The following is an 18,874-nucleotide window of genomic DNA, read 5'->3' as shown; positions in this document are numbered from 1 at the left end:
CTTCGGGCGTCGACCGGCCGGCCGGGGTGCGGTCTGCGTTCGAGGTCATGCCAGAGAGGCTAGGAACACGGTGTTTCCGGCGACCCGTTCGTTCCGTTACCCGGAGCGAACGTTTCCCTCACGTGCGGCGGGAGGGCATTGTGAGATGTCCGCGGGAGCGGTCTCAGAGAGCGCGGATGCCGTCGGAGACGAGCACGACGCCGAAGACGATCAGCAGCAGCGCCATGATGACCGCGTTATGGCGGGTGAGGAAGCGCCGCACCTCGGCCAGCGTGCGTGCGGAGGACGCGGGCGCGAGCAGGGTCCAGACGACGAGACCGCCCACCCCGAGCGTCGCGACGATCGCATAACCCGCCAGCAGAGCCCATACCGCGCCCGCTTCCGAGGAGCCCGTGCCGATGGTGAGACCGGCGGCCAGGCCCAGGAGTGCGTTCTTCGGGTTGGCGCCGGAGAGCAGCAGCCCGAGCACCGCGGCGCGCGGGGGTGTCGCGGTCTCCAGCCCCGACATCCACCCGGGAAGGACGCCGCCGCCCGTGCGCGCAGAGCGGATCTTCCGCACGGCGAGGGCGAGCAGCACGAGGCCGAACACGATCTTGGCCCACGCCACGATCGGACGCGTCGTCGTGGAGTCCGCCGCCGAGAGCACACCGGCCGCCGCGACACCGACGGCGACCACGGCCAGGGTTCCGCCGAACCAGGCCACGGCGAACCACGCGCCGGACGCCCGTCGGCCGGACATCAGCAGCAGGACGGCCGCGATGAGGGGGATGGGGCTCAGGCCTGCCGCGAGCGCGAGGGGCAGGATCTCGCCGATCACGGCGTTCATATCGCGATCCTGGCATGCGGCCGGGCTGCCGCGCGCCGCATTTCGTTACACCCTGTTCATGTCGAAGGTCCCCCCAGGCGACAGAATCGACTCATCCCGAGCGTCGGGGGTCGAAAGGACACGCATGCGCCGCGCGAAGATCGTCGCCACTCTCGGACCCGCGTCCTCCTCGTATGAGACCATCGAGGCGCTCGTGCGCGCAGGCATGGATGTCGCGCGCCTGAACCTCAGCCACGGAAGTCACGCCGTCCACGAGAGCGTCTACGCGCACGTGCGGCGCGCAAGCGATTCCACGGGACGTGCGGTCGGCGTGCTCGTCGATCTGCAGGGCCCCAAGATCCGGCTCGGGCGTTTCGCCGACGGTCCCCATCTTCTCGCCGCGGGCGACCGCTTCACGATCACGACGGAGGACGTGGTGGGCACGAGGGAGATCGCGGGCACGACGTTCTCGGAGCTGGCCCGCGACGTCGCGGCCGGCGACACGATCCTCATCGATGACGGCAAGGTGCGTCTGCGCGCGCTCGAGAGCGACGGCGTGCGGGTCATCACCGAGGTCGTCGTCGGGGGAACGGTGTCGAACAACAAGGGCATCAACCTGCCGGGGGTGGCCGTCAAGGTCCCCGCCCTCAGCGCGAAGGACGAGGAGGACCTGCGATGGGCGCTCGCCCTCGGTGCGGATCTGATCGCGCTCTCGTTCGTGCGCTCGCCGAAGGACGTCATCCCCGTGCACCGGATCATGGCGGAGGAGGGCCGCCGCGTTCCCGTGATCGCGAAGATCGAGAAGCCCGAGGCCGTCGCGGCGCTGCACGAGATCGTCGACGCCTTCGACGGGGTCATGGTCGCGCGCGGCGACCTGGGCGTCGAACTGCCGCTCGAGCAGGTGCCGATCGTGCAGAAGCGCGCCGTCCAGGACGCGCGGCGATGGGCGAAGCCGGTGATCGTGGCGACGCAGATGCTCGAGTCGATGATCGAGAACCCCGTGCCCACACGGGCCGAGACCTCGGATGTGGCCAATGCCGTGCTCGACGGCGCCGACGCGGTCATGCTCTCGGGCGAGACCGGCGTGGGTGCGCACCCCGTGACGGTCGTCGAGACGATGGCGCGGATCATCGCCTCGACCGAGGAGCATGGGCTCGAACGTGTGCCTCCGCTCGGCACCAAGCCCCGCACGCAAGGCGGGGCGATGACCCTTGCGGCCGCCGAGATCGCCGACTTCGTCGGCGCGCGCTATGTCTGCGTGTTCAGCCAGTCGGGGGATTCTGCCCGACGCATGGCTCGGCTGCGGCATCCGGTCCCGATCCTCGCCTTCACCGATCTGGCGGGCACCCGCTCGCGGCTCGCCCTGAGCTGGGGCGTCGAGACGTTCCTCGTGCCGCGCGCGGTCAACACGGACGAGCTGATGCGCATCATCGACGATGTGCTGATCGGCGGCGGGCGGGCGGGCGAGGGCGACACCGTCATCATGACCGCCGGGGCGCCCCCGGGCATCGCGGGATCGACGAACAACGTGCGGGTGCACCGCATCGGCGACGGCCGGGCGCTGCCGGCCGTCGCGGGATGAGCGGGCTCAGGCGACGCCGAGCCAGGAACGATCGGTCAGGACGAGAGGGCCCTCCTCGGTGATGGCGATCGTGTGCTCGGAATGAGCTCCGCGCGACCCGTCGGCGCTGCGCAGCGTCCACCCGTCGGCGTCGGTGATGAGACGGTCGGTGCTCGCGAGGAACCACGGCTCGAGCGCCAGCACCAGCCCCGCCCGAAGCGGATAGCCGCGGCCGGCCTTGCCGTCGTTGGGCACGTGCGGGTCGCCGTGCATCTCGCGTCCCACCCCGTGGCCGCCGAAGTCGGTGTTGATCGAATACCCCGCCCCGCGCGCGATCTCAGCGACGGCGGCCGAGATGTCGCCGATGCGGTTGCCGGCGACGGCGGCGCCGATTGCGGCATCCAGCGCTTTCTCGGTGGTTTCGATCAGGCGCAGGTCCTCGTCGCGCGGGGTCCCGACGACGAAGGACACGGCCGAGTCCGCGACCCAGCCATCGATCGAGACGGCGAAATCGAGCGAGACGAGATCTCCGTCGCGCAGCGTGTAGTCGAAGGGCAGCCCGTGCAGCACCGCGTCGTTGACCGAGGTGCAGAGGACCTTGCCGAACGGGCTCGCCCCGAAGGAGGGGTGGTAGTCGATGTAACAGGATGTCGCACCGGCCTTGCGGATGAGCTCATGCGCGCGGCGATCTATGTCGAGCAGATTGGTGCCCACGCGCGTCTCGTCGCGCAGCGTCGCCAACGTCTCGGCGACGAATCGGCCCGCCGGTCGCATCTGCTCGATCTCGGCCGGGGTGCGCAGTTCGATCATTCTGTTCCTTTCGCCCGCTCCATTGTGTCCGATCGCGGCGGGCGCCCCTGGGAGGTCGCCGGGCAACGCGGGCGCCGGGTCCGGCGCGGACCGACCCGGCGTAGGCTCGCACCATGTGGTTGCGCCGGGCTTTCTTCGGGTGGCTGATCCCCGCCGCCTTCCTGCTTCCCCTCTGGCTGCTGGTCGGGTGGGGCGTCTTCCAGGCCGGTGCCTGGGTGTTCTTGTGGGTGCTCTTCATCGCCGTCCCCTCCGTGCTGATCGGTCAGCTGGTCCTGGCGATGCTGGTGCGTGCCCGTCCCACCGTCCGGGCGGAGCGGGCCGTGTCCTGGGCGGATGTCGCAGGCTTCACCCTGTGGCACGGCCTGACGATCGCCGTGGGCTTCTACGACGGTGCGTGGTTCGTGCCCGTGCTCGTCGGTGCGATCCTCACGGGGCTCGCCCTGTTCTGGCTGAGCCTTTGGCAGCTGTGGAATGAGGCCCGGGCCGGCGGCTCCAGGGTCATGCTCCGCTATGCCACGGTGGGCGATGCCCAGGCGTCTGCGCCCCAGACGGCGGCACCCGATGTGTTCATCGTCACGGAGCAGGCCGACCGGCCCGGGGGCGCCGCCCGCTGAGCCGCTGCGCGGTTTGTCCGGCTCCGGCATCCATGGCAGAATGGGCCCTTGTGCCGTCACCGGCTCTGCCTCAGGGGAGCCCGCGGATCGTCAGATCCCGCAGAGCACAACGAATTCTCACCCACCTTCATCCGCGGTCGACCTGTGGCGGCCGCAGAGAGAGACGATCATGCAGATCCTCGACGCCGTCGACGCGGCCTCGCTCCGTTCCGACATCCCCGACTTCGCCCCCGGCGACACCGTCAAGGTGCACGTCAACATCACCGAGGGCAACCGCTCCCGCATCCAGGTGTTCCAGGGCTTCGTGCTCGGCCGCTCGGGCGATGGCGTGCGCGAGACCTTCACGGTGCGCAAGATCAGCTTCCAGGTGGGCGTCGAGCGCACCTTCCCCGTGCACAGCCCGATCATCGACCACATCGAGGTCGTCACCCGCGGCGATGTGCGCCGCGCGAAGCTGTACTACATGCGTGCGCTGCGCGGCAAGAAGGCCAAGATCAAGGAGAAGCGCGACCGCTGATCGCGCTCTTGGCGAAGACCCCGTGGCACCGGATGCCCGGGGTCTTCGTTTTTTTGCCCGGGTGGCACGGGGTCCGCCCCGGTCGCGATGTGCGACGCTTGGAGAGCGGCGCATGCGCATCCGGAGCCGTGAAGGATCGAGACCGTGAGCACCGCCGTGACTGAGACCCAAGACCCGCCGCCGACCCGCAGCAGGCGCCGAAGCGCGCTCGCGCTCGCGCGCGATGTGGTGATCATCGTGCTCATCGCGGTCCTGGTGTCGTTTCTTGTCAAGACGTTCCTCGTCCGCTCGTTCTACATCCCCTCGGGTTCGATGGAGAACACGCTGCTCATCAACGACCGCATCCTCGTCGATGAGATCACCCCACGCTTCGGCGGCTACGAGCGCGGCGACGTCGTCGTGTTCCGTGACCCGGGCGGCTGGCTCGCCCCCACTCCGGAGCCGGACCGGCCGCCGGTGCTCGAGGCATGGGAGTGGGCGCTCTCGCTCGTGGGGCTCGCCGCACCCGACAGCGACGACCACCTCATCAAACGCATCGTGGGCCTGCCGGGCGATCACGTCGTCTGCTGCAACGCCCTCGGGCAGATCACCGTCAACGGGGTGCCGATCGACGAGTCCTCCTATCTGGTGATGCCCGTCGGCGAGACCGCGGCGTCGGCCGACGCCTTCGACGTCGTTGTGCCGGAGGACAGCCTGTGGGTGCTGGGCGACAACCGCTACCGGTCGAAGGACTCCCGCTACAACCAGGACCAACCGGGTCGAGGCTTCGTGCCGATCGACAACGTCGTCGGCCGGGCGTTCCTGATCACCTACCCGTTCGATCGGCTCGGCGGCATCGACTTCCACCACGACGTCTTCGCGGGCGTCCCCGAGGCGGCGGAGGCCGACGCCCCGTGAGCGTCACCGAGCCGCGTCTGACCCTGGAGCGTCGTCTGCTCCGGGAGGTGCCGCTCGTGATCGCCTGCGACGAGGTCGGCCGCGGCGCCCTCGCCGGCCCCGTCGCCGTCGGGGCGACGGCGATCGACGCTCCGAGGGCGCGCAAACGCGTCCCGGCGGGCCTGCGCGATTCCAAGCTCGTGCCCGAAGCCCGGCGTCCGGATGTCGCCCTTCGAGCGGGCTCGTGGGTTCTGGCCAGCGGGGTCGGGTGGGCGAGTGCCGCAGAGATCGACGACGTCGGCATCATGCGCGCGCTGGGCTTGGCGGCCGTGCGGGCACTCGCCGACCTCGAGGCACACGGAATCGAGATCGGCGAAGCGATCGTGATCCTCGACGGCAACCACGACTACATCACCGCCGCCGGGGCGACGGGGCTGACGGTGCGTCCGGTCGTCAAGGCCGACCGTGACTGCGCCAGCGCGGCGGCCGCCTCGGTGATCGCCAAGGTCGCCCGGGACACGCTCATGATCGGCCTGCACGACGATGCGCCGGAGTACGGATGGGCCCGCAACAAGGGGTATGCGAGCCTCGATCACCGCACCGCCATCCGCGAACACGGCCTCAGCCCGCATCACCGGGCTTCCTGGGCCATCGAGCCGGCGACGCTGTTCTGAGCCCGCCGAGTGCTGGTCGCCCGCCGAGTGGGCGGTCGCCGCCGCGTCCCTCACTACACTGGAGGAACCATGGATGACGATGTCTTCGAGGACTACGACCGCGAGCTGGAGCTGGCTCTCTTCCGCGAATATCGCGACGTCGTCTCGCAGTTCCAGTACGTGATCGAGACCGAGCGCCGCTTCTACCTCGCCAACGAGGTCAATGTCGTGCGCCGCGACACCGAGCACGACTTCTACTTCGAGATCACGATGTCCGACGTCTGGGTCTGGGACATCTATCGCGCCGACCGCTTCGTTAAGGCGGTACGCGTGCTGACCTTCAAGGACGTCAACATCGAGGAGCTCTCGCGCCGCGACTTCGAGTTGCCGCAGGAGCTCTCGCTCGACGGCGAGTAGCCCCCTCCTCCCCAGGCGGCACGGTGCCGGGCTCGTCCCCGGATCCGCGCCCTCTGCCCCGCCTCCGTCGCCGCGGCCGTGAGGCTGATCCCGTCGCGCCTGCACCGGGCGCGGGGGAGAGGGCGACGTGGCGGAGAAGGACGAGCGCGGGCGCGCGGGCGAGGATCGGGCGGTCGGGCATCTCGAACGGGCCGGCTTCTGCATCCTCGAACGCAACTGGCGGTGCCCTCAGGGAGAGATCGACATCATCGCGGAGCGCGCCGACGCGCTGGCCTTCGTCGAGGTCAAGACCCGCTCAGGTCTCGGCTACGGCCATCCGTTCGAGGCGATCACCCGCCGGAAGCTCCTGCGGATGCATCGCCTGGCAGTGGCGTGGGTCATCGCTCATCCCGACGCGGCGTGGGGACGTAGCATCCGCCTCGACGCGATCGCCATCACGGGACGCGACCTCGCGACCGCGTCGATAGAACACCTCCAGGGGCTGCGGTGAACGTCGCGCGGACCTGGGGTGTCGCCCTCACGGGGCTCGAGGGCTCGATCGTCGAGATCGAAGCCGATCTGTCGAATCAGCTGCCGGAGCTGCGCCTGATCGGGCTGCCGGACAAGGCGCTCGGCGAGGCGCAGCTGCGGGTGCGGAACGCGACCGCCAACAGCGGGATGCCGCTGCCGAACCGTCGGCTGACGGTCAATCTCTCGCCGGCGAGCCTGCCCAAGCAGGGCTCGGGGTTCGACGTCGCGATCGCGATCGCCTCGCTGGCGACCGCGGGCGGCTTCGACCTCGCGTCGCTCGCGCGCACGGTGCACCTCGGCGAGCTGGGACTGGATGGGCGTCTGCGCCCCGTTCCCGGCGTGCTGCCCGCGGTACTCGCCGCGGCACGTGCCGGTATGACAAGGGTCGTGGTGCCGCACGCGAACGGCGACGAGGCGCGACTCGTCGACGGGATCACGGTGCTGGCGGCCGCCACTCTGGGCGATGTCGCGCGCTGGCACGGGTGCGATGCGCCACACATCGATCTGCCCCCTGTGCCCTCGGGCGTGATGACCGCGCGTCCCGCCTCGCCCCCGGAGCTTGCCGACGTGATCGGCCAGCGCGAGGCCGTCGATGCACTGATCGCCGCGGCGGCGGGCGGCCATCACGTGCTGATGTCCGGCCCGCCCGGTGCGGGCAAGACGATGCTGGCCCAGCGGCTGCCCGGCATCCTCCCGCCCCTCGACGAGGCGGCGGCGCTCGAGGTGGCGGCGGTGCGCTCGCTCGCGGGCGAGGTCGTCGTGGCGCTGGATCGCACGCCTCCCCTCGAGGCTCCGCATCACAGCGCCTCGATGGTCGCGCTCGTGGGTGGCGGCTCGAAGATCGTGCGCCCCGGGGCGATCGCGCGCGCGACGGGCGGCGTCCTCTTTCTCGACGAGGCGGGGGAGTTCGCCGGCAACGTGCTCGACGCGCTGCGGCAGCCGCTGGAGACCGGCAGCATCACCATCCACCGCGCCGGCGTCCAGGCGACGTTTCCCGCGCGGTTTCAGCTCGTGGCCGCGACGAATCCCTGTCCGTGCGGCAACCACGGGGTGCGCGGAGGCGAGTGCACCTGCCCTCCGCAGGCGATCCGCCGCTACCTCGGTCGGCTGTCGGGCCCGCTGCGCGACCGCATCGACATCGAGCTGCACGTCGAGAGGGTCGGCGCGGTCGCGGCGGCGGCGACGACGGCATCCGTCACGACCGCTCAGGCGCGTCGGCGTGTGCGCGATGCGCGAGAGCGCGCCGAACATCGACTTCGCGAAACGCCCTGGAGCGTGAACGCCCACGTCCCGGGTACCTGGCTGCGGCAGGGTCCGTGTGCGGTGCCGCCTGCCGTCCGCCGCCCCCTCGATACGGCGCTGCAGCGCGGGGCGTTGACGTTGCGAGGCTACGACCGCATCCTGCGGGTCGCGTGGACGCTCGCCGATCTGGGCGGACGGGCGGCGCCCGACGGCCAGGACATCGGCCGCGCGCTGTACATGAAGAAGGGGACGGCAGCATGAGCGTGACAGACCTGGATCCCTGGCTCGATTCGGGTGCCGATGACTTGCGGCAGCGCCTGGGGCCGCTGCGAGGGACCGATGACGATGACGAGCGGGTCGCGGACGCGGCCGCCCGCGCGATCTGGAGCGTGCTGACAGAGCCCGGCGACGGTGTTGCCGGCAGTCTCATCGCCGCCCATGGCGCGACCGAAGCGCTGCGGGCACTTCGACGCATGACGCCGACGTCGGCCGTGGATCCGCAGCTGAGCAAGGGGATGGCGCGGTGGGTGCCGCGGATGACGGAGGACGCGATCGAGGCGGCGGTGCGCGTCGCGCGACGAACGGGAATGAGAATCGTCGTTCCGGGCGATGAGGACTGGCCGGCCGGACTGGACGACCTCGGAGCGCACGCGCCGCACGCGCTCTGGGTTCGGGGCCCCGGCCTCCGCGAGCTCGACGGCGCGGCCGGAGTCTCCGTCATCGGGGCGCGGGCGGCGACCGCTTACGGAGAGCGGGTTGCGGTCGACATCTGCGCAGAACTCGCTGCACGCGGACTCATCGTGGTCTCGGGAGCCGCGTACGGCATCGACGGTGCCGCCCACAGGGCCGCCCTCCACGCCGGTGGCACGACGATCGGTGTGCTCGCGGGCGGCGCCGACCGCGCCTACCCCACGGGTCACTCGCAGCTGCTGACGGGTGTCATCGAGCGCGGTGCGGTCATCGCCGAGGTGGCGCCCGGAACCGCGCCGTCGAAATGGCGGTTTTTGCAGCGAAACCGGCTGATCGCCGCGATCTCGCAGGCGACGATCGTCGTCGAGGCGGGATTCCGCAGCGGATCCCTGAACACGGCCGGACATGCCGCGACACTCGGTCGTCCCCTGGGAGCGGTGCCCGGACCCGTCAGTTCCGCGGCCTCCGCGGGCTGTCATCGGCTGCTGCGCGAATACGACGCCATCTGCATCCGACACGCAGACGATGTGCTCGAGCTCCTCGGGCGGCCCACGCGCGATCCCGCGCACGATGCGGGCACCGGCGGGGACGCGACCACGGCGCTGCACGCTGCTCGCGCGGGGCGCGCGACCGACGACGCTACGCGGGTACTCGATGCATTGAGCGCCCGAGCCACGCGTTCGACGCAGGATCTGGCGCGCCGAGCCGGCCTCGATGCGGCTGATGTCGAGCCTCTTCTGGGCCTCCTCGCGCTCGAGGGGCTGGCGGTGTCGGCCGACGGAGGATGGCGCCGCGCCGGCGGGCGGTCCGCCGAGTCCATGCGCGGATGATCGTGCGGCGTGCCGCGAGGCGTGGGTCCGGTACGGCGCGCATGCTGGAGGCATGCAGTGGGACGCCGCCATCGATGCGTACGCCGCACACCTGACCGACGTGCGCCGGCTCGCCCCGGCGACCGTGCGCGCGTACCGGGGCGATCTTCGAGATCTCGCACGGATGGCGGAGCGGGGCGGGGCGCTCGGACCGGCCGACGCCGACCTCGAGGTGCTGCGGGAGTGGCTGTGGCGTGCCACGCAACGCGGGGACGCGCGCTCGACCCTCGCGCGACGCACCGCATCGGCACGCGCCTTCTTCGGGTGGGCTCGGGAGCGCGGCCTGATCGGGACGGATCCGACACCGCGTCTGGTCGCGCCGCGCCGTGCGCGTACGCTGCCCGCTGTGGCGACCGCCGATGGCCTGCGCGCGGCACTCGATGATCTGAAGGCAGACGCTGCCGGCGCCGATCCGATCACGCTGCGCGATCACGCGATGCTCGAGATGCTGTACGGATCGGCCATCCGCGTCTCGGAACTGACGGGGCTCGACATCGACGACCTCGATCGGGCTCGTCGTACGACGCTGGTGCGGGGAAAAGGATCCAAGGAACGGATGGTCCCCTTCGGTGTTCCTGCCGAGGAGGCGGTGAACGCCTATCTGTCCGAATCCCGTCCGGCTCTCCTCGCCCGCGGCGGCGGAGCTTCGGTCGGGGGTGCCCTCTTCCTGGGCGCCCGAGGAGCACGGATCACCCCACGCGCGGTCTACACCGTCGTCGCCGCGAGGATCGCGCCCGTGCTGGGAGTCGCGACCGTCGGCCCCCACGCCCTCCGTCACTCCGCCGCGACGCATCTTCTGGACGGGGGAGCGGATCTGCGCAGCGTGCAGGAGATGCTGGGGCACGCGAGCCTGGGCACGACCCAGATCTACACACACGTCTCGACCGAACGCCTCACGGCCGCCTACCGACTCGCCCACCCACGGGCCTGAGCGCGCGCCTCGGATCACCCGAGCGGCAGCAGCACGGCCCGCGGAACGCCGCCGAGCAGGAGGAGCGGATCGACGTACGCGCCGTGTACGCGGGCCCCCAGATGCAGCGCACCCGGTTCGGAGTGGCCCCCGGCATCCACGTCTCCGATGACATCCCCTCGCTGCACGGGTGCGCCCGCCGTCACAGCCCACGCGACGGGTTCGAGCGTCGAGACGAGTCCGTCGCCGTGATCGATCGTCACGACGCCGCGGTCGACGACGCGACCCGCGAAGGCGACGAGCCCGTCGGCGGGCGCACGCACGGCGGTACCGTGCAGCGGTCGGATGTCGATTCCCCGATGGCCGGGGGCGTACTCGTGCGCGGGAGCCGCGTAGGCGGAAACAACACGAAACGGCGCGGCGAGGGGCCACGACCACCGCGGCGCCGCGGACGATGCCTCGGATCGCTCAGCGCCCGCGGCAGGGGGCGCGGCGGAGTGCGCGATCAGGAGCACGGAAGTCAACACGAAAGCGGCGAGGCTCGCACGAGCCGACGAAGACAGCATATGGACATCGTCCGACCCCGCGCGTCGCGTCCGAGCGCGTCGGGGACGCGCGGGGGATTCGACTCCGCGCGTCCGGTCGGGGGAGGGATCGGCGGTCGGGGTCCGGCTGATACACTGATGGAGCACCCCGGTTTCGGGGTGACTTCGCGTGCCCAGAGCGGCTTGCACGATCTCCGGATCTCGCAGCCGCGGCATCCACTCCCACCGGTCCCGTCTCGATAGAGGCGGGCGGGCGTGCGCCGGGCACCAGGATCGCCCTCCGCAGGAGCGGCGCAGAACCGCAAACGGCGCATCGCGCCAGACAAGGAGAACGGCCATGGCCGTCGTCACCATTCGCCAGCTGCTCGACTCGGGCGTGCACTTCGGACACCAGACGCGTCGTTGGAACCCGAAGGTCAAGCGCTTCATCCTCACCGAGCGCAGCGGCATCCACATCATCGACCTCCAGCAGTCGCTGTCGTACATCGACAAGGCGTACGAGTTCGTCAAGGAGACCGTCGCCCACGGCGGCACCATCCTCTTCGTGGGTACGAAGAAGCAGGCACAGGGAGTCATCGCCGAGCAGGCGACCCGCGTCGGCCAGCCCTACGTCAACCAGCGCTGGCTCGGCGGTCTCCTCACCAACTTCCAGACGGTGAGCAAGCGCCTCGCCCGCATGAAGGAGCTCGAGGAGCTCGACTACGACAACCCGGCGGACAGCGGCTTCACCAAGAAGGAACTGCTGATCAAGAAGCGCGAGCTCGACAAGCTGCACAAGTCGCTCGGCGGTATCCGCAACCTCACCAAGACGCCCTCGGCGATCTGGGTCGTCGACGCCAAGCGCGAGCACCTCGCCGTCGACGAGGCCAAGAAGCTGGGCATTCCGGTGATCGGCATCCTCGACACCAACGCCGACCCCGACGAGTTCCAGTTCCCGATCCCCGGCAACGACGACGCGATCCGTTCGGTGAGCCTGCTCACCCGCATCGTGGCCGACGCCGCGGCGGAGGGTCTCATTCAGCGTCACCAGCCCGCCGGCGAGTCCGAGCCCGCCGAGCCGCTGGCTGAGTGGGAGCGCGAGCTGCTGCAGCAGGCCGAAGTCACCACCGACGCCGCGGAGGTCGCCACCGAGGCCACCGAGACGCCCGCCGACGACGCCGGTGCCGAGGCGCACGACGAGGCCATCGCGGCCGAGGCCACCGAAGAGCCCGCGGCCGAGGCGCCTGTCGCCGACGAAGCCCCGGCCGACGAGGCTCCTGCGGCCGACGAGCCTGCCGCCGAGGCCAAGTAGCACCTCGCCGGCAGGAGCCGGCGTCCGAGTCCACACCAGAACCACCAGAAGGAGAGCCACGACCCATGGCAAACTTCACGATCGCCGACATCAAGGCGCTGCGCGAGCAGCTCGGGACCGGCATGGTCGACACCAAGAAGGCGCTCGAAGAGGCTGACGGTGACGTCGAGAAGGCCGTCGAGATCCTGCGTCTGAAGGGCGCGAAGGGCAACGCCAAGCGCGCCGACCGCTCCACCAGCGAGGGGCTCGTCGTCGCCCGCGAGGTCGACGGAAGGGTGACGCTCGTCGAGCTCGCCTGTGAGACCGACTTCGTCGCCAAGAACGACCGCTTCATCGCGCTTGCAGACAAGGTCGCCGACGCAGCGGCCGCAGCGGGAGCGGACTCGGCCGAGGCGGCGCTCGAGGCGGCGGCCGGTGCCGGTACCGTCGCACAGCTCATCTCGGACGAGGCGGCCATCATCGGCGAGAAGGTCGAGCTGCGTCGCGTGCGTACGCTCTCGGGCGACTCGTTCGAGATCTACCTGCACAAGACGAGCAAGGATCTGCCTCCGCAGATCGGCGTGGTCGTGGCGTACACCGGTTCGGACGCGGAGACGGCGCGCAGCATCGCCCAGCACATCTCCTTCGCCAACCCGAGCTACCTCGACCGCACCCAGGTGCCCGAGGCCGATGTCGAGAAGGAGCGCGAGATCGTCACCGAGATCTCGCGCAACGAGGGCAAGCCCGAGGCGGCTCTGCCCAAGATCGTCGAGGGCCGCGTGAACGCGTTCTTCAAGCAGGTCGCCCTGCTCGATCAGGACTATGCCAAGGACAACAAGCTGTCCGTGGCGAAGGTCGCCCAGGACGCGGGTATCGAGGTCACCGACTTCGCCCGCTTCAAGGTCGGCGCTTAGTCGTTGAAAAGGCCCGCATCGCATCACGCGGTGCGGGCCTTTTTTCTGCCCGCGGGGGCCTTCAGTACATTGGGACAGGACGAGAGGAACACACGTGATGGATGAGGCGACCGGGCGACGGCGGGTTCTGCTGAAACTCTCCGGAGAGGCGTTCGGAGCGGGTGCCCTGGGGGTCAACCCCGATGTTGTGAGTCAGATGGCGCGGGAGATCGCCGCCGCAGTGGACCGCGTCGAGATCGCGGTCGTCGTCGGCGGAGGCAACTTCTTCCGCGGGGCGGAACTGAGCCAGCGCGGCATGGACCGCGGGCGCGCCGATTACATGGGCATGCTCGGCACCGTCATGAACGCGCTCGCCCTGCAGGACTTCCTCGAGCAGGCCGGTGCCGCGACGCGGGTGCAGTCCGCCATCTCGATGACGCAGGTCGCCGAGCCCTACATCCCGCGTCGCGCGGAACGGCACATGGAGAAGGGACGTGTCGTGATCTTCGGCGCGGGTGCCGGTCTGCCCTACTTCTCGACCGACACGGTCGCCGCCCAGCGCGCGCTCGAGATCAAGGCCAGTGAGGTCCTCGTCGCCAAGAACGGTGTCGACGGCGTCTACACGGCCGACCCGCGCCGCGATGCCACCGCGACCCGACTCGACCGCTTGACGTACGCGGACGCCCTGCAGCGTGGCCTCAAAGTGGTCGATTCGACCGCCTTCAGCCTGTGCATGGACAACAGCATGGACATGCGCGTGTTCGGCATGGAGCCCGCGGGGAATGTGACCCGGGCGCTGCTGGGCGAGGCGATCGGCACGCTGGTCACGGCGTGAGCGGCCGCCCGCCGATAGACTTGACAGACGCTCTACGACCGAAGGAGACACCGTGATCGCGGACGTCCTGGCGGATGCCGCCACCCGTATGGATCGAGCGGTCGAGGCCGCGAAAGACGACTTCGCCACCGTACGGACCGGCCGCGCAAACCCGCAGCTGTTCCAGAAGATCCTGGTGGACTACTACGGATCGCCGACGCCGCTCGCGCAGCTGGCCTCGTTGGCCAACCCCGAGGCACGCACTCTCGTAGTCACCCCCTACGACAAGACGGCGCTCAAGGCCATCGAGCAGGCGATCCGCGACACCCCGAACCTCGGGGCCAATCCCACGAACGACGGCAACCTCGTGCGCGTGACCCTGCCCGAGCTGACCGAGGAGCGGCGCAAGGAGTTCGTCAAGCTCGTGCGCGGCAAGGGTGAAGACGCGAAGGTGCACGTCCGCGGCATCCGCCGCAAGGCCAAAGACGACCTCGACGCGCTCAAGAGCGAGATCGGCGAAGACGAGATCGCCCGCGGGGAGAAGGAGCTCGACGCCCTGACCCGTGCCCACGTCGACCAGATCGACGACGCACTCAAGCGCAAGGAGACGGAACTGCTCGAGGTCTGAGCCGCACCCACCATGAGCGACCCCGCCGGCGACCAGCCACGCTCGCCCGAACCGGTCACCCCCGAAGAGGGTGTCGGTTCGGCAGAGCGCACTCGGTCGTCCCGTCGCGCGGAGGCCGCGCCGGAGTCCGCAGCCTTCCAGGCGCATGTGCGCGCCGCTCGCGCCGAATTCGAGAATCAGGTCGCTCACGCGCGGGGTCAGTTCGATGAGGCGAACGAGCGCCTCAAAGAGCGCACGGGTCGAGATCTCATCGTCGCCATCGTCATAGGTCTTGCGATCGGCGCAGTCGTCGTCGCTTCGCTCATCTTCGTCAAAGCGGTCTTCGCGGTCTTCGCCCTCGCGGTCGCGGTCCTCGGCACGTTCGAACTGAGCCGTGCACTGCAGGTGTCGGGGCGTCGGATCGACCTCGTGCCGCAGCTCGCCTTCGTGCCGGTGCTCGTGGCGGCGGGGTTCTTCCTCGATCTCTGGGCGCTCTGGGTGCTGGTCTTCGTCGACGTCGCCGTCGTCGTCGTCTGGCGCCTTCTCGGGCAGATGAGCGCCCGCGACGGACGGCTCTACGGCGACGTGCTCGCCGATGTCCTCATCGGCGCCTTCGTCCAGCTCTACGTCCCGTTCCTCGCGGGCCTTGCGATGGTTCTGCTGCGCCAGGAGGGCGGCGAGTGGTGGGTGCTGGCCTTCCTCATCGTCGCGGTCGCCTCCGATACCGGTGCCTACGCGACAGGGCTCGCGATCGGTCGCACGCCCATGGCGCCGCGCATCAGCCCCAAGAAGACCTGGGAGGGATTCGGCGGCGCATTCGCCGCCGCCCTCATCGCGGGCGTCCTCCTCGCCTGGCTCATGCTCGGGCTGCCGTGGTGGACCGGGCTGATCCTCGGCGCCGTGATCCTCGGCACCGCCACCGCCGGCGACCTGGGCGAATCGATGCTCAAGCGCGACCTCGGCATCAAAGACATGAGTTCGTGGCTGCCTGGGCACGGGGGCGTGCTCGACCGCCTGGACTCGATCCTGCCCTCCGCCCCCGCAGCCCTCGCCCTGTTCCTCCTCCTCTCGCCGCTCGGAGCGGCATGAGCGCGGCCGATACCCAGGACGCCACGCCGGCGTTTCCGATTGCGCCGCGCCGCGAGCGCGGGTACGAGCGCGCGGCGGTCGACGAGTTCCTCGAGCGCGCCCGGGCTCGTTTCGAAGACGAGGCGAGCGAGGGGTCTCCGCTTGATGCCGCATCCGTGCGCAGAGCGGCGTTCCCCCTCGTCCGCGGTGGCTACAGCATCCCGGCGGTGGATGCTGCGCTGACACGCATCGAAGACGCGTTCGCGACGCGCGAGCGCGAGCGGGCCATGGGCGCCAAAGGTGCGCGCGCGTGGGTGGCCCGGGCGCGCAGCGACGCGCAGGTGATCCTCGACCGTCTCTCGCGACCCCGGGGCACTCGCTTCACGCGTGTCGGATGGCTCGGATTCGGCTACCGCGTCGACGAGGTCGACATCGTGGCGGACCGCCTCGTCGGCTACTTCCAGGAGGGCCGGCCGGTCAGCGTCGAGCAGGTGCGCGGGGTGGCGTTCCGCATGCAGCGCCGGGGCTATCAAGAGAATCAGGTCGACGCGGTTCTGGATGCCGTCATCGACGTCATGCTTGCTGTTCGCTGACGGGCGCCGTCGATGCCGGGGCGACGCGCCCGCGCATGCGTGGCGACCGCGCCGGAGCGCCGCTAAACTCGACTCATTGTGACCCTGGGCTCCGAGATCACCCCCGTCCCGACGCGTGCTGCGGCCCGTATCGAGACGTCGACGCCCGCATCGACCCCGCGACGGACGACGTCCGCCGCTCCGGTGCGCTGGTCCCGTCGTCGCCCGGTGTTGGGGGTGTTCGCGGCGATCGCCGCCGCGTGCTTCCTGGGCGCGTACATCGTCGAACCCACGGGCGCGGCCCTCGCCGAGGCCGACGCCGCGGCGCAGGAGTCGACCACGACGCTGTTCGCGGTCGCGCAGGATGACGCGCAGTCGATCGTCGTGACGGCGGCCGGAGAGAGCGACGAGCCCGCTCTCGGGCGCGCAAGCTACGAGGTGTACGTCAAGCCCAAGCCCACCCCGCCTCCGGCTCCGGTGGCGACCTCGAGCTCTTCGGGATCGGGCTCGTCGTCCGCCACGGGCTGGGCGCCGCCTGCGGTCACTCCCGACCCGGGGTCCGCGCAGGCGATCGCGTACGACATGGTCGCCGCGCGTGGGTGGGGCGAATCCGAGTTCAGCTGCCTCGTGGCTCTCTGGCACAAGGAGTCCGGCTGGCGGGTCAATGCGCTCAACCGATCCAGCGGCGCCTACGGCATCCCGCAGTCTCTTCCGGGCAACAAGATGGCCTCGGCGGGCGCGGACTGGGAGACCAACCCCGCGACCCAGATCGCGTGGGGCCTCGGCTACATCGGCGGGCGCTACGGCACCCCCTGCGGCGCGTGGGGACACTCGCAGGCGCGCGGCTGGTACTGACGGCGATGCCGCGCTCGAACAGGCGGCGCCCCGAGCCGGAGGGCGACGATCGCCTCGAACGGTTGATCGCGGGGTGGAAACGCTCCGAGACCCGCCGTGGCGGCGAGTGGACGGTTCAGCCCATCTCGGCGGCGCAGGCCGCCAAGGAGTACAGCTGTCCGGGGTGCGGTCGCACGATCCCACCGGGCACGGCGCACCTGGTCGTCTGGCGGGCCGACGGGGTGATGGGCCCCGCGGCGGACCTCGCTGCGCGGCGACACTGGCACACGCACTGTTGGAGGATCGCATGAGCATCGAGATCCGGGGCCCGCTCGAACTGCCGGCCCGTCGCGGGGACATCGAACTGCGCACCATCGACGGTCTTCGTCTCGTCGGCGAGCTGGCCTCTCCCGAGCACGGCGCACCCGTCGCGACCCTCGTCACCCTGCATCCGCTGCCGACCGCCGGTGGGTTCATGGATTCGCACGTCCTGCGCAAGGCCGCCGCCCGCCTTCCCGCGCTCGCCGACCTCGCGGTGCTGCGCTTCAACACGCGCGGAACGTCGTCTCCGCGGGGCACGAGCGAAGGCTCTTTCGACGGCGGTCACGATGAAGCCTTCGATGTCGCTGCGGCGCTGGATTTCGTGCGAGAGCGCGGGCTGCCCGCGCCGTGGCTGGTCGGGTGGTCGTTCGGCACCGAGCTGGCGCTGAAGTACGGTCGCGACCACGACATCGCGGGCGCGATCCTGCTCTCGCCGCCCCTGCATCGCACCACCGACGAAGAGGTCGCCGCCTGGGCGGGCGATCCCCGTCCGCTCATCGCGCTCATCCCGGAGTTCGACGACTATCTGCGCCCGGATGCCGCGCGCGAACGCTTCGCGTCGGTCCCGGACGCGCTCATCGTGCCGGTCGAGGGTGGCAAGCACTTGTGGGTCGGTGAGACGCAGACGCGGCGTGTGCTGACCGAGATCGTCGCCGCCGTGAACCCCGCGGCCCTCCCGCTGCCCACGATGTGGTCGGGTCCGCTGCCCCGCAGCTGACCCGGCCGGCGCGCCGGGCCGGGCATCCCGTCAGCGCTCGTTCTGGCGCGGGATGATCACCTGCCGATAGATGATCAGGATGCTGGCCGCCACCGGGATCGCGACGAGCGCGCCGAGCAGACCCAGCAGCGACCCGCCGGCGAGTGCCGCGATGACGACGACGGCACCCGGCACGGCGACAGCACGGCTCATGATGCGCGGAGCGAGGATGTAGGCCTCGAGCTGCATGTAGATGAGGTAGTAGATCGCCGCGATGAGGGCGGTGGTGGGGGAACCGAGCCCGGGGATGAGGCAGGTCAGGACGATGATCGTCGACCCGGTGAGGGTTCCCACGAGCGGGATGATCGAGAAGAACAGCGCGATCACCGCGAGCACGGCGGTGAACGGCGCGCCGATGATCGAGAGGAAGATGAAGCTGAGCACGCCGTTGAGAAGGCCCAGGCTCAGCTGCCCCATGACGAAGTACCCGACGGAGTCGGTGATCTGCTCGGCGATGTCGATGAAGCGGGCGCGCTTGCTGGCGGGAACGAGCTGATAGACGGCGGCCTTGAGGTTCGGGGTCGACGCCGTGAAGTAGATCGTCAGGATCAGGACGATGAAGGCTCCGGCCAGCCCCGCGACCACCGTCGCCCCGACCACGATGACGCTCTCGCCGATCGCGGCGAAGTCCAGCGTGTCGAACCAGTCGGTCACGTACGCGAAGACCGCGTCGACGTCGAGGTTGGGGAAGACGCCCATCAGCCATTCCCGGAAGTCCT

General features: G+C 70.3%; 23 protein-coding genes. 19 read left to right on the top strand and 4 right to left on the bottom strand.

All coding sequences use genetic code 11. The annotated features are described in order from the left end of the window. Nucleotides 1–163: 163 nt before the first annotated feature. Complete coding sequence (locus DI573_RS03615) at nucleotides 164–826, bottom strand: GAP family protein (protein ID WP_292810738.1); 663 nt, start codon at nucleotides 824–826, stop codon at nucleotides 164–166. A 124-nt stretch (nucleotides 827–950) separates the two neighbouring features. On the opposite strand from DI573_RS03615, the gene pyk reads away from it, so the two are divergent. Then, complete coding sequence (pyk, locus tag DI573_RS03610; protein WP_292810735.1) at nucleotides 951–2,387, top strand: pyruvate kinase; 1,437 nt, start codon at nucleotides 951–953, stop codon at nucleotides 2,385–2,387. 6 nt (nucleotides 2,388–2,393) lie between these two features. Here pyk and map read toward each other — a convergent pair whose 3' ends face one another. After that, nucleotides 2,394–3,176: a type I methionyl aminopeptidase gene (gene map, locus DI573_RS03605; protein ID WP_292810733.1), complete on the bottom strand. Its 783-nt coding sequence runs from the start codon at nucleotides 3,174–3,176 to the stop codon at nucleotides 2,394–2,396. A 113-nt stretch (nucleotides 3,177–3,289) separates the two neighbouring features. Here map and DI573_RS03600 point away from each other — a divergent pair, with 113 nt between their 5' ends. The 9 genes from DI573_RS03600 (at nucleotide 3,290) to DI573_RS03560 (ending at nucleotide 10,495) form a co-directional block, all read left to right on the top strand. Then, nucleotides 3,290–3,790, top strand: a complete 501-nt coding sequence (locus DI573_RS03600) for an MFS transporter permease (RefSeq protein ID WP_292810730.1) — start codon at nucleotides 3,290–3,292, stop codon at nucleotides 3,788–3,790. Between the two features lie 169 nt (nucleotides 3,791–3,959). Further along, complete coding sequence (gene rplS / locus DI573_RS03595; protein ID WP_292810728.1) at nucleotides 3,960–4,307, top strand: 50S ribosomal protein L19; 348 nt, start codon at nucleotides 3,960–3,962, stop codon at nucleotides 4,305–4,307. Between the two features lie 225 nt (nucleotides 4,308–4,532). Further along, a complete protein-coding gene (gene lepB, locus DI573_RS03590; protein WP_292810777.1) occupies nucleotides 4,533–5,204 on the top strand; it encodes a signal peptidase I in 672 nt (223 codons plus the stop codon). Then, entirely contained in the window at nucleotides 5,201–5,857 is a 657-nt protein-coding gene (locus tag DI573_RS03585; RefSeq protein WP_292810725.1) for a ribonuclease HII, read from the top strand. Before lepB ends, DI573_RS03585 begins: the two co-directional genes overlap by 4 nt. A gap of 69 nt (nucleotides 5,858–5,926) precedes the next feature. Beyond that, entirely contained in the window at nucleotides 5,927–6,253 is a 327-nt protein-coding gene (locus tag DI573_RS03580) for a DUF2469 family protein (RefSeq protein WP_292810723.1), read from the top strand. A gap of 127 nt (nucleotides 6,254–6,380) precedes the next feature. Further along, on the top strand, nucleotides 6,381–6,743 hold the full coding sequence (locus DI573_RS03575; protein ID WP_292810721.1) for a YraN family protein: 363 nt from the start codon (nucleotides 6,381–6,383) through the stop codon (nucleotides 6,741–6,743). Continuing rightward, nucleotides 6,740–8,266, top strand: coding sequence for a YifB family Mg chelatase-like AAA ATPase (locus DI573_RS03570; RefSeq protein WP_292810719.1), 1,527 nt, complete (start codon nucleotides 6,740–6,742; stop codon nucleotides 8,264–8,266). The genes DI573_RS03575 and DI573_RS03570 overlap by 4 nt, the downstream gene beginning before the upstream one ends. Further along, complete coding sequence (gene dprA, locus DI573_RS03565) at nucleotides 8,263–9,525, top strand: DNA-processing protein DprA (RefSeq protein ID WP_292810716.1); 1,263 nt, start codon at nucleotides 8,263–8,265, stop codon at nucleotides 9,523–9,525. Before DI573_RS03570 ends, dprA begins: the two co-directional genes overlap by 4 nt. A gap of 52 nt (nucleotides 9,526–9,577) precedes the next feature. Continuing rightward, nucleotides 9,578–10,495 (top strand): tyrosine recombinase XerC, encoded by a 918-nt coding sequence (locus tag DI573_RS03560; protein WP_292810714.1) that lies wholly within the window; start codon nucleotides 9,578–9,580, stop codon nucleotides 10,493–10,495. A 14-nt stretch (nucleotides 10,496–10,509) separates the two neighbouring features. Here DI573_RS03560 and DI573_RS03555 read toward each other — a convergent pair whose 3' ends face one another. Further along, entirely contained in the window at nucleotides 10,510–11,001 is a 492-nt protein-coding gene (locus DI573_RS03555; RefSeq protein ID WP_292810712.1) for a M23 family metallopeptidase, read from the bottom strand. 355 nt (nucleotides 11,002–11,356) lie between these two features. On the opposite strand from DI573_RS03555, the gene rpsB reads away from it, so the two are divergent. The 9 genes from rpsB to DI573_RS03510 all read left to right on the top strand — a co-directional run bounded on the left by rpsB (nucleotide 11,357) and on the right by DI573_RS03510 (nucleotide 18,116). Then, nucleotides 11,357–12,310 (top strand): 30S ribosomal protein S2, encoded by a 954-nt coding sequence (gene rpsB / locus DI573_RS03550; RefSeq protein WP_292810710.1) that lies wholly within the window; start codon nucleotides 11,357–11,359, stop codon nucleotides 12,308–12,310. A gap of 65 nt (nucleotides 12,311–12,375) precedes the next feature. After that, nucleotides 12,376–13,203: a translation elongation factor Ts gene (gene tsf, locus DI573_RS03545; protein WP_292810707.1), complete on the top strand. Its 828-nt coding sequence runs from the start codon at nucleotides 12,376–12,378 to the stop codon at nucleotides 13,201–13,203. Between the two features lie 97 nt (nucleotides 13,204–13,300). Continuing rightward, nucleotides 13,301–14,017, top strand: coding sequence for a UMP kinase (gene pyrH / locus DI573_RS03540; protein WP_292810705.1), 717 nt, complete (start codon nucleotides 13,301–13,303; stop codon nucleotides 14,015–14,017). A 52-nt stretch (nucleotides 14,018–14,069) separates the two neighbouring features. Next, nucleotides 14,070–14,624: a ribosome recycling factor gene (gene frr, locus DI573_RS03535; RefSeq protein WP_292810703.1), complete on the top strand. Its 555-nt coding sequence runs from the start codon at nucleotides 14,070–14,072 to the stop codon at nucleotides 14,622–14,624. 12 nt (nucleotides 14,625–14,636) lie between these two features. Next, nucleotides 14,637–15,692, top strand: a complete 1,056-nt coding sequence (locus tag DI573_RS03530; RefSeq protein ID WP_292810701.1) for a phosphatidate cytidylyltransferase — start codon at nucleotides 14,637–14,639, stop codon at nucleotides 15,690–15,692. Further along, the gene (locus DI573_RS03525) at nucleotides 15,689–16,264 is read left to right on the top strand and encodes a DivIVA domain-containing protein (RefSeq protein WP_292810699.1); all 576 of its coding nucleotides are present in this window, start codon (nucleotides 15,689–15,691) and stop codon (nucleotides 16,262–16,264) included. The genes DI573_RS03530 and DI573_RS03525 overlap by 4 nt, the downstream gene beginning before the upstream one ends. 78 nt (nucleotides 16,265–16,342) lie before the next feature. After that, nucleotides 16,343–17,098 (top strand): lytic transglycosylase domain-containing protein, encoded by a 756-nt coding sequence (locus DI573_RS03520; protein WP_292810697.1) that lies wholly within the window; start codon nucleotides 16,343–16,345, stop codon nucleotides 17,096–17,098. 5 nt (nucleotides 17,099–17,103) lie between these two features. Next, entirely contained in the window at nucleotides 17,104–17,388 is a 285-nt protein-coding gene (locus DI573_RS03515; RefSeq protein WP_292810775.1) for a hypothetical protein, read from the top strand. After that, nucleotides 17,385–18,116, top strand: coding sequence for an alpha/beta fold hydrolase (locus DI573_RS03510; protein ID WP_292810695.1), 732 nt, complete (start codon nucleotides 17,385–17,387; stop codon nucleotides 18,114–18,116). Before DI573_RS03515 ends, DI573_RS03510 begins: the two co-directional genes overlap by 4 nt. 30 nt (nucleotides 18,117–18,146) lie before the next feature. On the opposite strand, the gene DI573_RS03505 is transcribed toward DI573_RS03510, so the two are convergent. Further along, nucleotides 18,147–18,874: AI-2E family transporter (locus DI573_RS03505; protein WP_292810693.1), on the bottom strand; the 728-nt coding region annotated here is incomplete at its 5' end.

The organism is Microbacterium sp. (assembly GCF_003248605.1).
GTDB lineage: Bacteria > Actinomycetota > Actinomycetes > Actinomycetales > Microbacteriaceae > Microbacterium.
The sequence above is the reverse complement of the archived record's forward strand: the minus strand, read 5'-3'. Positions and strand labels throughout refer to the sequence as shown.